This window comes from Vagococcus salmoninarum, assembly GCF_003987495.1.
GTDB lineage: Bacteria > Bacillota > Bacilli > Lactobacillales > Vagococcaceae > Vagococcus_D > Vagococcus_D salmoninarum.
Genome location: NZ_NGJU01000002.1, coordinates 37275 through 52175 on the forward strand (window position 1 = coordinate 37275; position 14901 = coordinate 52175).

The window sequence follows — 14901 nt, forward strand, 5'->3', positions numbered from 1 at the left end:
AAAAACGGTGATCTATTTCTGAATTTTCTTCAGAAATAGATCACCGTCCTTCGCTTAAATTATTCGAGCCAGCTATTAACTTTCTCAGGATTCTTTTCAATCCATTTCTTAGCGGCTACATCAGGGTCTTCCCCTTTGTTAATTTGCAACATGACTTCTTCCATATCAGCTTGATCCCATTGGAATTTTGAAAGCACGCTATGAACTTCTGGCATGTCTTCTTTTAGGCCGAGACGGGCAATCGTGTTAATTGACTCTTCCCCACCAAAGCTTTGACGAGGGTCTTCTAAATATTTCAAGTCATGTTTTGCGAATTTCCAGTGCGGTGACCAACCAGTGACAATAATATCCTCTTTGTTCTTAATTGCTTGGTCTAAGGCCACAGTCATGACTCCTGATGACGATGTATCAATTGTCCAGTCTTTCAAGTTAGGGTAGTCTTCTAAGGCTCTTTCAGTAGCCATTACTACACCTGCTCCAGGTTCAATTCCGACAATTGTCTTTTTCGCCTGATCATCAAGGTCTTCAATCGAATCCACATCCATATAAGTAGGAACAACTAAACCAACTTGGGCAGAAGGTAAATTGACACCTAAGTGATCAATTTTATCTTCAAATTTCTCGTAATGAGCACCACTCGTATTTGGTAACCAAGCAGCGACCATTGCATCGGCTTCGCCTTTAGAAATAGATTCCCACATAATGGCATTATCTAAAGGTGTTAATGTTACATTGTAACCTAAGCTTTCGATCACTTGACCAATGACATTCGTCGAAGCTAGTTCTGTATCCCATTCAACGTAGACTAATGACACATCGCCTTTGTCGCCGGTTTTTTTCTCACTCGTGCCACAACTGATTAAAAAGACACTAACTGTTGCTAATAAAGTTAGTAAACTAACAATTTTTATTTTATGTCTCACAAAAAGACTCCTTTGATTAATATTTATCTTTATTTAAGTATTGAGTAAAGCGGTCGATAATAATTGCTAAGACAACAATCGCAACCCCACTGACAAAACCATTGCCGACTTGTGCACGTTGCAGTGCTGACAGTACGCCACGGCCAAGACCTGGTGCACCGATCATTGAAGCGATAACGACCATTGATAAAGCTAGCATCACCGTTTGGTTAACACCGGCCATAATCGTATTTTTAGCTAAAGGCAGTTCAACTTTAAAGAGTTTTTGCCACCCAGTACTACCAAATGAGTCTGAGGCTTCTACTAATTCTGTCGGTACTTGACGAATCCCTAAGTTAGCAAAGCGAACCGTTGGTGGTAAGGCGAAAATCACTGAGGCGAAAACCCCTGGGACAACACCAATTCCAAAGAAGGCTACTGCTGGAATTAAGTAAACAAAGCCCGGCATTGTTTGCATAAAGTCTAAGAATGGTGTCACAATCGCTTGAGCACGATCACTTTTCGCCATTAAGATTCCTAAAGGCACACCAATGACGACCGAGACGACACTAGACACAACAACTAAGGTGATCGTATTCATTAAGTCAATCCATAGTCCTTGGTTTAAGATAAACAATAAACCAAGACCACTAAAGGTGGCTAAGCCCCATTTTTTATTAGATAGGAAGAAAGCCGCAGCCACTACCGCAATAATAAACACAACAGGTGGGATCAAAATCAGGAAATCCGTTATTGAGTCCATAATGAATTGGCCAATCACTTGAATAATTCTAAAGAACCCAGAAAAGGCTTCGGTTAACCAGTCGACAAAACTAGTCACCCATTTTGCTACTGGTAATTTTGCTACTAATAATATACTATTCATTTACATTCACTCCATTTGATTTAGTCAAGGCGCCGACAATCGCACCTCTAATAATGATTCCTAATAAACGCCCATTGTCAGTGACGGCAACTGGTGCTGGAGAATCATGAATTAAATCAAATATATCGTTAAGTAAAGTATCTTTAGAAATTTCGATAATATCTGTCCTAATCACATCTGCTAGTTTTAATTCTTCTTTTTTAGCTCTTAATGCATCATCAACCGTTACGTAACCATGTAACTTACGAGATTTATCGACGGCAATTAATAAACTAACACCAGCTTTTCTGATTTTACTTAAAGCCACGTTCGGTCCATCCACATCAATATTAGTGGTGATACCAGGAATCATAATGCTTTCAGCTGTTAAGACTTTCGAACGGTCGATGTCTTCAATAAAACTTTCAACATAATCATTGGCCGGGTTTTTCAGAATTTCTTCCCCAGTTCCGACTTGCATAATTTGACCATCTTTCATCAAAGCAATCCGGTCACCTAAACGTAAGGCTTCGTTTAAATCATGAGTAATGAAAATAATGGTTTTCTTAACATTTTGTTGCAAGTCTAATAATTCATCTTGCATTTCATGACGAATTAAAGGATCTAAGGCTGAGAAAGCCTCATCCATTAATAAAATTTCAGGATCATTCGCTAACGCTCTAGCTAAACCAACCCGTTGTTGCATTCCACCAGATAATTGATTCGGGAATTGGTCCTTGTAAGGCAATAAGCCAGAGTTATCTAAAGCTTGTAAGGCAACTTTTTCCCGGTCGGCTTTTTCAACACCACGAATTTCCAAACCAAACTCAGTATTCTCGAGAATTGTTTTATGAGGAAACAATCCAAAGTTTTGGAATACCATACTCATTTTTGTGCGACGTGCTTCACGCAAGTCATCTTTATCTAAAGTCGAAATGTTTTGTTCATCAATGAAGATGTTACCAGCTGTTGGTTCAATCAAACGATTCAATAAGCGAATCAACGTCGATTTCCCACTACCGGAAAGTCCCATAATAACAAAAATTTCTCCTTCCTCAACTTCGAAGTTAACATTATAAACGCCAACTGTTGCACCAGTTTCGTTTAAAATGTCTGTTTTACTTCGATTCTCTTGAGTCATACTTAACGCTGTTTTTACTTTTTTTCCGAAAATCTTCGTTAGATTTTCTATTTTAACTTTTGGCAAAATAGCCCCTCCAAATTAATTCTTCTTATTTGTCTTCACAAAAAGTGACCTCTTAAGAGTATAACTAAATGGTCACTATGTCAAAGTTCCTTAGCTGGAAACTAGATTAAAATAGTAATAAATCAGCATTTATCCGCTTACAAACTTGAGGTAACGCCCTTATTAAAAAAGACAAAAAGTGACTACTTATCACTTTTTAAGGGTGTATAAGTAGTCACTTTAATCATTAGGATAAAAATAATTTTCGACCCGTTGGATTGAAGCAGCTGTGCCAACGAAGTATAATAAGTCCCCTTCTTGGATCTGAGCATAGGGTCCTGGCGAAACAACTAACTCGCCTTGGTGATCAATTGCTATTAAAGTAGCATAGGTTTTTTGCCATAAGTTTATTTCGCCAATAGTTTCATTTAAATACTCGCATTTATCAGACACTTTTATCTGAAAAGGATTCATAGGATTGGCTGTATAAAAATTATTTGTTTGGACTAAGAGATTATCTAAGACACCTGAAAAAAAGCTTAATTCTTCTTGTTGTCTAATCATACTTTGCTCCATCATCGTCTTTAAATCTTGAATTGACTGAACGTCTTGATACTGCTCTGTGAACTCTTTAGCTAATGATGCCGAGGCAACGGAAAAACCACTGCCGTGTTTAACAGTCACAATGTCTAGGTCAACTAAGATCGAAACGGCCTTTCGAGCTGTTTCTGGTGATACTTTATAATATGAGGCTAATTTGGAACGGGCGTGCAGTTTATCGCCGACTTTAAACTCATTTTGGGCAATCCGGTTAGCCACGTCAACAGCTACTTGTTGATAGCGTGGTAAACGGGTTTTAGGTTTGTTAATCATACTAGGACTCACCTTTCTTTGGCTACATATTGTCGTAAACCATTTTTTATATTATATCATAGCCAAAGATATTAGACTAAACCACGTAACCTTTGACTACTACTATAACCAGTCAATTAAAAATAACCATAAATCAGGAGGTAAACTTATGACTAATCGAGATGACCCTCATTTGACACAAGAAAAAAGCCGTTTTGAAGAAAAAAAGCACCGGCCATTAAGCTCCCTAAATGACGCTCACCACAAAGCTAAAATAGGTTGTCTCACCGACTTAACTAGTTCCCTGAGCTTGACAGCGATTTCGATTATTTTATGTCTCTTGTTACTGATTGTATTTTTTGTTTTTAAGTAGTGTTGATTCTGCCTTCATATTAAAAAGCCCTGACTCATCAACTAACTTGATGAATCAGGGCTTAACTTTATTTTTGGTAAGTTTGAGTTAAATAGCCTTGGTAATCGTGAACATGGAGGATATCTTGGGCATTTTTAACCCGTTCTTGCGTTGGCGGATCAATGCCTTCTAATGGATATTCTAAGTCCAACTCTTCCCACTTGTATCGACCCATCGTGTGATAAGGTAAGATTTCAACTTTATCAACGTTTTCTAACGTTTCAATAAAAGCATTCAAACGAATTAAGTACTCGTCGTAATCGGTTCTTTCAGGCACTAAAACGTGACGAATCCAAACTGGTTTTTTAATGTCTGATAAGTATTTAGCCATTTCCAAAATGTTGTCATTCGTATTTTTAGTTAATTGTTTATGACCTTCAGCATCGATATGTTTAATATCAAACAACAACATATCCGTATACTTCATTAGTTCTGAAAATTCACTAATAAAAGGTTCTTCATGACTGAAAGGCTTGCCACACGTATCGATTGTTGTATGAATGCCTAGGGCTTTCGCTTTTTTAAAGAGATCGGTTAGGAAATCCAGTTGTAATAAAGGTTCGCCACCACTGACTGTAATACCGCCCTTTTCGCCCCAATAGCTACGATATTTTAAGGCTTCTTCTAATACTTCATCACTAGTCACTTCACGGCCGCCACCGATTTTCCAAGTGTCGGGATTGTGACAGAATTCGCAACGCATGCGACACCCTTGAGTAAAGACGATAAAGCGGACACCAGGTCCGTCAACAGTACCAAAACTTTCTGTGGAGTGAATTCTACCAACTACAGGATTTGCCATAATTATTCCTCTTCTCTTTATTTAAAAAGAAGTGACTTGGCTTAGTCACCTAGTCACTTCTTTAAGTTATATTTATTGTATCGCTTTTATAAATACTTCACAAGCTTTATAACTCTTGCTACTTATTTACTGTGAGTCTTGCAAATTAAAATTACTTTTAATTTACATGTGATCGTGTGAAGTTCTTGCAATGACGTCTGCTTGTTGCTCAGCTGTTAAATCACGGAACTTAACGGCATAACCAGAAACACGGATTGTTAAGTTAGGGTATTTTTCAGGATGAGCTTGGGCATCTAATAATAACTCATTAGTGAAGACGTTAACGTTCAAGTGGTAACCACCATTGTTGAAGTAACCATCCATCACATTTCGTAAGTTGTTAATTCTTGTTGTATCATCTTTACCTAAACCATTCGGGTTGATTGTTTGTGTATTAGAAATACCATCTAGGGCATTTGTATAATCAAGACGAGCAGTTGAGTTTAATGATGATAAAAGACCATTTTTCTCACCTAAGAATTTACCATCTTGGTAACTTGGGTTAGCTCCTGGCGCTAACGGTTTACCAGCACGACGGCCATCTGGTGTGTTACCAGTCGCTTTACCGTAAACAACGTTTGACGTAATTGTCAATAATGACGTTGTTGGTGTTGAGTGACGGTATGTGTGTTGACGTTTGATTTGAGTCATAAAGTATTCTAAGATCCAGTTTGCAGTTGCATCAGCTTCTGCTTGATCGTTTCCGTAAGTTGGGAAAGCTTTCGTTGGTTTGTAATCAATTGCTAAACCAGTTTCATCACGGATAACTTCAACTTCACCATGTTTGATTGCCATTAAACTATCAGCAGCATGAGAAATTCCAGCAATACCAGTTGCGAAAGTACGTTTTAAGTCACTTTCCATAAAGGCTAATTGTGGCGCTTCATAAGCGTATTTATCGTGCATAAAGTGGATAACATTTAAAGTATTTACATACAATTCAGCTAACCAATCCATAATATCAGTGAAACGCGTTAAGAATTCTTCGTAATCAAGTGAATCACCAGTCATCGGACGGAATCTTGGAGCAACTTGAGCTTTCGTCATTTCATCGACACCACCATTGATGGCGTAAAGAACAGCTTTCGCTAAGTTAGCACGGGCACCGAAGAATTGCATGTCTTTACCCATAACTGTTGCAGACACACAACAAGCGATAGCACAGTCATCTGATCCCCAGTTAGCACGTAGTAAGTCATCATTTTCAAATTGAATCGATGAACTTTCTTTGGCAATTTTAGCTGCATAAGTTCTGAAGCCTTCTGGTTCGTGTGATGAATAAAGGACTGTTAAGTTTGGTTCTGGTGAAGGTCCCATGTTTGTTAATGTATGTAAGATCCGGAAATCACTCTTCGTAACTAATGAACGACCGTCTAATCCCATACCAGCGATTGATAATGTTGCCCAAATTGGGTAACCAGAGAATAATTGGTTGTAATCAGGTGTCCGAGCAAATTTAACCATTCTTAATTTCATGATCAAGTGGTCAATCATTTCTTGGGCTTCAAATTCAGTAATTACACCATTGTCTAAATCACGTTGGATAAAGATATCTAAGAAGGCAGAGACACGTCCAATTGACATTGCCGCGCCATTTTGTGATTTGATTGCTGCTAAGTAACCAAAGTATAACCATTGGATAGCTTCTTGAGCATTTGTAGCTGGTCCAGAAATATCAAAACCGTATGAAGCAGCCATTTCTTTAATTTGACCTAAGGCTTTATATTGCTCGTTAATTTCTTCACGTAAACGAATAATATCGTCAGTCATAACTTTGTTACCTGTGTTAGCATGATCTTTTGCTTTTTCAGCCATTAAGAAATCAATACCATATAAAGCTAGACGACGGTAGTCACCAATAATCCGACCACGGCCATAAGCATCTGGTAAACCAGTAATGATTTTGTTTTTACGTGCTGCACGCATTTCTGGTGTGTAAGCATCGAAAACGCCTTGGTTATGAGTTTTTCTCCAGTTAGAGAAAATGTTAGACATTTCTGGGTCTACTTCATAGCCATTAGCTTTTAAAGCATTGTTTGCCATGTTAATTCCGCCGTAAGGCATGAAAGCTTGTTTCAATGGGACATCTGTTTGTAATCCAACAATTTTTTCTTCATCTTTGATTAAGTAACCAGGACCATGAGAAGTCACTGTTGCAGGGATATTTGTATCCATGTCGTAAACGCCATTTTTTTCATGTTGCACTTCGAATAATTCTTGTAATTTAGTCCATAATTTGTCTGTACTTGGTGCGATAGGCTCTAAAAAGCTGTCGTCACCTTTGTATTCTGTGTAGTTAGCTTGAATAAAGTCTCTTACGTTGACACTTGTTTTCCACTGTTTGCCTTTAAATCCATTCCATGCTTCCATTTAAATAGCCTCCTTAAAATTATATGACAATAAATCATATGTAACAGGTTTATAAACTCAGTATAACACAAGATAATTAAATCACAAGCTTTTTTTGTCAAAAACTATACAAAGGAGCTGTTTTTTAACATAATTATACTAAAAACGCTGTTTTAACAACCTTTCAAGTTTGAATATCTTTGAACAATCTTTTTCGCAGATCCAGCATTATTTGAAAAAACACCTCTTCCTCTGTACTATAACAGTTGCAATGTAATCGTTTTTTTGTATAACAGAGCAGTTGGAATAGCACAACAAAAAAACAGATAAGGGCAGCCCCTTACCTGTTAAGCTTATTTCGTTTCTGGTTTTTCTTTAATGACATCCATGTCAACTAACTTATGAACAGAGAATACTTCCCCATCTTTTTTCTCATCAGTAATAAATGAGCCATTGGATGTTCGGTCACTCATTGGGAAATCTTTCCCTTCAAAAGTGTAGCGGGTATTGTTTTGAGTGGTTATTTCGAGAGTCTGTCCTTTAATCGTTTCAGTCATATAAACTACGCGATGAGGATTATTTTTCAACTCACGAATGACCATTAAGCCTCGTTTAGCTCGACTTAGTGGCGGTATTTCTTGAGCTAACATCCGCTTAACTGCTCCCCGTTGAGTCACAATGACAATTGGCGTGTCGCCCTCAGGATAAACGAGTAAACCATTAATGACATAATCGCCATCTTTTAAGTTAATTGATTTAACCCCAGCTGCTCGGGCGCCAACTGTTGTGACTTCATTTAAAGGATAACGTAAGCCGAAGCCCCGGTTACTGACTAAGAAGACATCTAGTGCCACATTATCATCAACTAAGTAACAGTCAACAATCTCTTCATTGTCACCTTTCAAGTTCATACACATCGTTGGTCGGCCTTTATATGTGCGCCAAACTGCGAATTCTGACATTTTGGTTTGTTTGATCATGCCATCTCTAGTAATAAAGACAAAAGACTTATCTTTCGCTATTTCTTTATAATCAAAGACACTAATAATCGCTTCATCGACTTCTAAGCCTGAAAGATGTTGGGAGATATGCTCGCCAACGTCTTTCCAACGAATATCTGGTAACTCATGAACCGGTCGGTAAATCATATTCCCTTGGTTTGTCACCATTAAAATATGTTCTAACGTATTCAATTGTTTTGCGTAAATTAATGTGTCCGTTTCTTTCATGCCAATTTCTTCTGGACTAGAGGCACTGAAAGAACGTAAGCCACTCCGTTTCATGTACCCTTCTTTCGTGACTGTGACAATCACGTCTTCTTGAGCGATTAAGACTTCGGTATCTACGACAATTTCTTGAATCTCCGTTTCAATTCTGGTCATTCGCGGCGTAGCATAGTTTTTCTTAACATCTCTTAATTCCGCTTTCATGACTTTGAAGAGTTGGCTTTCGTCGTTTAAAATTAATAATAACCGACTGATTGTCTCAGCTAGTTCTTGGCCTTCCGCTTCTAGAGCGGTAATATCAGTATTCGTTAAACGGTACAATTGCAATGAAACGATGGCTTCAGCTTGTTCTTCCGTAAATTGATAAGCTGCCACTAAATTCATTTTAGCGTCTTTTTTATCTTTACTGCCACGAATCGTTGCAATCACTTCATCTAAAATTGATAAGGCTTTAATTAAACCTTCTACAATATGCTGACGTTTGCGGGCTTTTTTCAATTCAAAATCACTACGACGAGTAATGACATCTTTGCGGTGATCAACATACGCTTCTAAGAAGCGACGTAAACCAACTTGTTGCGGACGTTGCTTATCAATCGCCACCATGTTGAAGTTATAATTGACTTGCAACTCAGTATTTTTGAAAAGATAGTTTAAAATCCCTTCAGCATTGGCTTCTTTTTTAAGTTCCACCACAATTTGCAGGCCTGTTCGGTCACTTTCGTCACGAACTTCAGCAATCCCGTCAATTTTTTTGTTTAAACGGATTTCGTCCATCTTCTTAACGAGACTAGCTTTATTGACTTCATAAGGAATTTCATTAATGACGATTTGTTCCTTACCGCCCTTAATCCCTTCAATCTTCGTTTCAGAACGTAAGACGACCCGACCTTTACCTGTTTGATAGGCTTGTTTAATTTCTTTAACCCCTTGTAAAATACCACCTGTTGGGAAATCTGGTCCCGGAATAAATTCCATTAATTTATCTAGACTAGCATTCGGATGGTCAATCAAATAGATTGTCCCATCAATCACTTCACCTAAATTATGAGTAGGAATGTCCGTAGCATACCCAGCGGAGATCCCTGTAGACCCATTGACTAATAAGTTTGGGTACTTAGCAGGTAAAACCGTTGGCTCTTTTTCAGTGTCATCAAAGTTCCAAACTAAATCAACTGTTTCTTTTTCAATGTCTTCTAAGAGTTCGCCACTTAATTTTGACAAGCGGGCTTCCGTATAACGCATCGCAGCTGGTGGATCACCATCCATACTACCATTGTTACCGTGCATTTCGATTAAGACGCCTCGAAGTTTCCAATCTTGGCTCATCCGAACCATGGCTTCATAAATACTACTGTCTCCGTGAGGGTGATAGTTACCCATAATATTACCTACAGATTTAGCTGATTTTCTAAAAGCTTTATCATAGGTATTGCCATCATGATCCATGGCATATAAAATCCGGCGTTGAACAGGCTTTAAGCCATCTCTAATATCTGGCAACGCCCGTTCTTGAATAATATACTTTGAATAGCGACCAAAGCGATCGCCCATCACTTCTTTCAGGGCAAGTTCTTGAATATCATCCCGTGCAGTCATCTTGATGTCACTTCCTTACTCTTCTAACTCGAATAGACTAATTTCTGTCTCGTTATCTGTTTCATTAAAGCCTTCTGTTTGATAATGATCTTTGCGAAGGTCTTCTTCTTTATTTTCTAAAATACTATCAGCTTCTTCTAAAGTAAATTCCACATTGTTTTCAATCCAACGGCGGCGACGATCGACCTTGTCCCCCATTAAAGTTGAAACAATCCGTTCATTACTTCCCGCTTCCCCATCTTCTTCGTCTAACGTCACTCGAATCAGTGTCCGAGTTTCTGGGTCCATCGTAGTTTCCCACAATTGGTCGGCATTCATCTCACCTAACCCTTTGTAACGTTGTAAGATGTAACCTTTGCCCATTTTTGCCGCAATTTCTTCCATTTCTTCATTGGTCCAAGCATATTCCATTAAGGCTTTTTTACCCGTTCCTTTACTAATCTTATACAAAGGCGGTAAGGCAATATATACTTTACCAGCCTCGATTAAAGGTTTCATAAAGCGGTAAAAGAAAGTTAACAGTAACGTTTGAATATGGGCACCATCGGTATCCGCATCGGTCATGATAATAACTTTATCGTAGTTACAATCTTCTAATGAAAAATCAGGATCAAAGCCTGCGCCGATCGTGTAGATCATCGTGTTAATCTCTTCATTTTTTAAAATATCAGCAATCTTAGCTTTTTCCGTATTAATGACTTTTCCTCGTAAAGGTAAAATCGCTTGGAATTTTCGATCACGGCCTTGTTTGGCTGAACCGCCGGCCGAGTCTCCCTCCACTAAGTAAAGTTCGTTACGCTTAGGGTTACGTGATTGAGCAGGTGTTAACTTCCCAGATAACAACGACTCCCCTTTACGACGTTTTTTACCACTGCGACTTTCTTCCCGGGCTTTCCGGGCAGCATCTCGAGCTTCCCGAGCTTTAATGGCTTTCCGAATTAACATATGACTCATCTCACTATTTTCTTGTAAGAAGAAGCCCATTTGTTCACTAATGACATTCTCGACGATTGAACGAGCTAAAGGTGTCCCTAGCTTGCCTTTCGTCTGACCTTCAAATTGAAGTAAGTTTTCCGGAATCCGAACGGAGATAATCGCCGTTAAGCCTTCACGGAAGTCACTACCTTCTAAGTTCTTGTCTTTCTCTTTAAGTAAACTCGCTTTCCGGGCATACTCATTATAAGTTTTCGTCATAGCTGTTTTCATCCCGACTTCATGGGTTCCCCCATCTTTTGTCCGGACGTTATTAACGAATGATAAGATATTTTCAGAATAGCCGTCATTGTATTGGTAAGAGTACTCGACTTCAATGCCTTCTTTTTCACCAGCGAAATAAACGACCGGTGTGAGATCATCTTTGTCTTCATTTAAATAGCTAATGAACTCTTTAATGCCTTCTTCATAATGATACGTTTCAGTGACTGCTTCTTCCGGTCGTTCATCGCGAATCGAGATTTTAACCCCTTTTAATAGGAAGGCTGACTCTCTTAACCGTTCTGCTAAAGTATCGTAAGAAAACTTAATCGTTGAAAAGATCGTATCATCTGGCAAGAAATGAATGAATGTACCATTCTTTTGTTTTGTCTTGCCGATTTTTTTTAAGTTGCCATCAGGCTTACCGCCATTGATAAATTTTTGTTCGTATTCAATGCCATCTCTGACAATTTTTACATTTAACCATTTCGACAACGCATTAACAACACTGGCACCTACACCATGTAAGCCACCTGAGGTTTTATAACCCCCTTGTCCAAATTTACCACCAGCATGGAGAACCGTAAAAATCACTTGGACTGTTGGCACACCAGACGCATGCATCCCAGTAGGCATTCCCCGACCGTAATCTTGAATACTAATACTGTTGTCTTTATAAATAACGACATCAATTTCGCTTCCGTAACCTGATAAAGCCTCATCGACAGCGTTGTCGACAATTTCATATACTAGGTGATGCAATCCTCGTGAGTCCGTTGACCCAATATACATCCCTGGTCGTTTTCGTACAGCTTCTAAGCCTTCTAACACTTGAATGGAAGCATCGTTATATTCATTGTTTATTTTCTTTGGCATTATATAACTCCCTTGTCTCAAACTAATCAGGTAACTAAGGCAACGTGCTCTTCCGCCACGATTACCTACACCATTTTTAATAATACTCTATAAATCGAAAATTGAAAAGCTATTTTGTACTTCTTATAGTTCTTGCTAAAGGCTTTTCCCTTTAAGTACACCTCATTGTCAGAGTCTCATGTCAGCCTTCTGCTCTTAATAGAAGTTAAGTTAGCGTATCATAGAATAAATCAAGACGCAACTGGCTACTAACCTTTCAACTTGGGCTTTTACTGACAATTTGTTATGATAGAAAAGAATAATCGCAAGTTTAGCGAGAATGGAGCAATTAAATGAAAAAAATCTTAGTCTTAGGTGGCACCCGCTATTTTGGTCAAAAAGTCGTTCAAGAGTTTATTACTGCCGGTCATGATGTGACTGTCGCAACTCGAGGCCAAAGGACTGATCCTTTTGAGAATCATGTGACACGGGTCGTAATCGACCGTCACGATGGGGAACATCCTAGTTGGCCAATCCTAGGCGCCCAACAATGGGACGTCGTTTTCGATAATATTTGCTTTACTGAAAATGATGCTAACATCGCCTTAACTTATTTAAAAGAAGTCAAACATTACTTAGTGACTTCTAGCTTAGCTGTCTATGAAGGTGAGTCTACGAGTACTGGCTTTAAGGAAGCTGACTTTGCTCCTAGTAGCTATCGTTACACACCTAGTCCTGAAGTCAGCTATGGTGAAGGCAAACGCCAAGTCGAAACTTATTTTACTCACAGGGCTACTTTTCCAGTCACCTACTTACGCTTTCCAGTCGTTTTAGACGATGACGACTATACTGAACGGTTACATTATTACATCCGCAAAGTCTTACAAGGAGAAAGCATTACTTTCCGACGGTCTGAAGGGCTTTTTGGTTTCATTCGCGCCTCAGAGATTCCCCAAGCGATTACTTTTGTCATTGCTAATAACGTCTTTGGTCCTTTAAACATTGCTTCTGACGCACCTTTTACAACAGAAAGGTTCTTAGCCACTTTAGCAAACACGACTGGCAAAGAACCCCTCCTTAGGATTGGTTCTGAAGATATTTCCCCTTTTTCTCATTACGATTCTGTTTTAGACTTAAGTCGTTTAAGTGAGGTAGGTTATCCAGTCACTTCTTTAGCTTCTTGGTTACCTGATTTAATGAAACGGCTAACAGTCCAAGAACAGCAAAATGTAACTAAATAAAGACAAATGAAAAAACCATTGAGACATTTCAATGGTTTTTTGGCCTTAATTAATCACGACTCCGTTTTTTCTTTTTACGTGAACTACTACTACTTGAATTGTGAGTCAGTTCCTCAAGTTGATCTTCTAACTCTTCGATGCGACTACTAAGTCCGTTTGCCTTAAGAAAAGCGATTAAACTAACAAGAAGTGCTAGTAAGCCTGCAACTAGACCGATTATTTGCATAATATTGCTCATTTTTCTGCCTCCATCTGTATAATATAACGCGAGATTACCTTTTAAGTAAGGTCTGCTATTTATAATACTAGCATACTTAGCTTCTCATTCATTCTAACATATAAAATATTTTTTGTTAACTAAATACCCGATTAAATTACAAGGTCCGTCACATCATCTAACTGACTATCCAAGAGTCTTTGAAACGCCTCTCCTTGCTTTTTCAAAAGACTTTCCTCACGGGAAACTTGATATTTCCCGAATGTCTCTGCCCCTAAGATAAGAGCTTCGAAGGTGACAGGCTTCGAACTACTTGTACTACTCGTAATTTCTTTTAGTAGTGCCTGACTGTCAGTCACACATAAACTAGTAAATTCATGAATAAAGCTGAGATCTAAGTCTTGGCTTTTTTTGTCATTTAAATTCTGGGCCTTAATGTATTCGTTTAAATAACTTAAGGCAAAGGCCACTTTTTCAACTTGATGTTCTCCTGGCCTTAAGTCAATCGCCGTGGCTTGGATGAAATCAGTCATTTCGCCTTGCCAATCCCTTGGCTCTTGCTTGTTTTTTTGTCGTTTTTTAAACCATTTCACCACTAGCTAGCCCTCTTTCTGCGTTCCTTCGTGAAGTAAGCGTAACTCGATATCAATGCAACGATTCATAATCGTATTTTCTCGTTGCGCCGCTGTTAAAATATCGGCTGCTGCTTGGCTTTCTAAACCTAACTGAGCCCAAAAGACTTTAGCCTCAGTTTTGACAAATTCTTCCGCCACTTCAGCTAAAAATTCACTGCGGCGGAAAACATCGACGATATCAATTTCCCCTGGTATATCCGCTAATTGGGCATAAACAGTTTCACCTAAAATCTCTTGTCCTGCTAGGACGGGATTAACTGGGATAATTTCGTAACCATAGTCTTGTAAATTAGCGGCTACTCGATAGCTTGTGCGATCTGGTTTATTACTTAAACCCACTACGGCAATTCGTTTGGCTGTTCTTAAAATATCAAAAATTCTTTCTTGGCTTGGATTTGTAAAGGTCATCTGATTTCCTCCTCTAAAATTAACTACTGTCTAACTGCTTTCTATTTTAGCCTATTTCTATTAATTGTTAAAGAATTAGCCCTTTAAAACTAAATTGAATTGCTAAATTTTATTGAAAA

Annotated in this window: 11 protein-coding genes and 1 pseudogene; 2 read left to right on the forward strand and 10 right to left on the reverse strand. The window is 38.5% G+C overall.

Annotated elements, in window-relative coordinates; all coding sequences use genetic code 11:
• Positions 1 to 59: 59 nt before the first annotated feature.
• From CBF35_RS15055 to CBF35_RS01860, 3 genes and pseudogenes are all read right to left on the reverse strand, one after another.
• Positions 60 to 1788 (reverse strand): annotated as a pseudogene (locus CBF35_RS15055) (ABC transporter permease/substrate binding protein).
• On the reverse strand, positions 1781 to 2974 hold the full coding sequence (locus CBF35_RS01855) for a quaternary amine ABC transporter ATP-binding protein (RefSeq protein ID WP_170174684.1): 1194 nt from the start codon (positions 2972 to 2974) through the stop codon (positions 1781 to 1783). Before CBF35_RS01855 ends, CBF35_RS15055 begins: the two are co-directional and overlap by 8 nt.
• 219 nt (positions 2975 to 3193) lie before the next feature.
• Positions 3194 to 3826, reverse strand: coding sequence for a GntR family transcriptional regulator (locus tag CBF35_RS01860; protein ID WP_126778182.1), 633 nt, complete (start codon positions 3824 to 3826; stop codon positions 3194 to 3196).
• Between the two features lie 148 nt (positions 3827 to 3974).
• Between CBF35_RS01860 and CBF35_RS01865 the strand changes: the two genes are divergently transcribed.
• Positions 3975 to 4178 (forward strand): DUF6366 family protein, encoded by a 204-nt coding sequence (locus CBF35_RS01865; RefSeq protein WP_126778183.1) that lies wholly within the window; start codon positions 3975 to 3977, stop codon positions 4176 to 4178.
• Positions 4179 to 4245: 67 nt separating this feature from the next.
• Here the strand turns inward: CBF35_RS01865 and pflA are convergent, their stop codons facing one another.
• From pflA to parE, 4 genes are all read right to left on the reverse strand, one after another.
• A complete protein-coding gene (gene pflA / locus CBF35_RS01870; RefSeq protein ID WP_126778184.1) occupies positions 4246 to 5019 on the reverse strand; it encodes a pyruvate formate-lyase-activating protein in 774 nt (257 codons plus the stop codon).
• 162 nt (positions 5020 to 5181) lie between these two features.
• On the reverse strand, positions 5182 to 7428 hold the full coding sequence (gene pflB, locus CBF35_RS01875) for a formate C-acetyltransferase (protein ID WP_126778185.1): 2247 nt from the start codon (positions 7426 to 7428) through the stop codon (positions 5182 to 5184).
• Positions 7429 to 7760: 332 nt separating this feature from the next.
• Positions 7761 to 10232 (reverse strand): DNA topoisomerase IV subunit A, encoded by a 2472-nt coding sequence (parC, locus tag CBF35_RS01880; protein ID WP_126778186.1) that lies wholly within the window; start codon positions 10230 to 10232, stop codon positions 7761 to 7763.
• A gap of 15 nt (positions 10233 to 10247) precedes the next feature.
• Complete coding sequence (gene parE / locus CBF35_RS01885; RefSeq protein WP_126778187.1) at positions 10248 to 12302, reverse strand: DNA topoisomerase IV subunit B; 2055 nt, start codon at positions 12300 to 12302, stop codon at positions 10248 to 10250.
• A 332-nt stretch (positions 12303 to 12634) separates the two neighbouring features.
• Here parE and CBF35_RS01890 point away from each other — a divergent pair, with 332 nt between their 5' ends.
• Positions 12635 to 13522: a Rossmann-fold NAD(P)-binding domain-containing protein gene (locus CBF35_RS01890; protein ID WP_126778188.1), complete on the forward strand. Its 888-nt coding sequence runs from the start codon at positions 12635 to 12637 to the stop codon at positions 13520 to 13522.
• 49 nt (positions 13523 to 13571) lie between these two features.
• Here the strand turns inward: CBF35_RS01890 and CBF35_RS01895 are convergent, their stop codons facing one another.
• The 3 genes from CBF35_RS01895 to CBF35_RS01905 form a co-directional block, all read right to left on the reverse strand.
• Complete coding sequence (locus CBF35_RS01895) at positions 13572 to 13760, reverse strand: hypothetical protein (protein WP_126778189.1); 189 nt, start codon at positions 13758 to 13760, stop codon at positions 13572 to 13574.
• Positions 13761 to 13891: 131 nt separating this feature from the next.
• Positions 13892 to 14335 (reverse strand): hypothetical protein, encoded by a 444-nt coding sequence (locus tag CBF35_RS01900; RefSeq protein ID WP_126778190.1) that lies wholly within the window; start codon positions 14333 to 14335, stop codon positions 13892 to 13894.
• A 3-nt stretch (positions 14336 to 14338) separates the two neighbouring features.
• Positions 14339 to 14782 (reverse strand): CoA-binding protein, encoded by a 444-nt coding sequence (locus CBF35_RS01905; RefSeq protein WP_126778191.1) that lies wholly within the window; start codon positions 14780 to 14782, stop codon positions 14339 to 14341.
• Between the last annotated feature and the right edge of the window lie 119 nt (positions 14783 to 14901).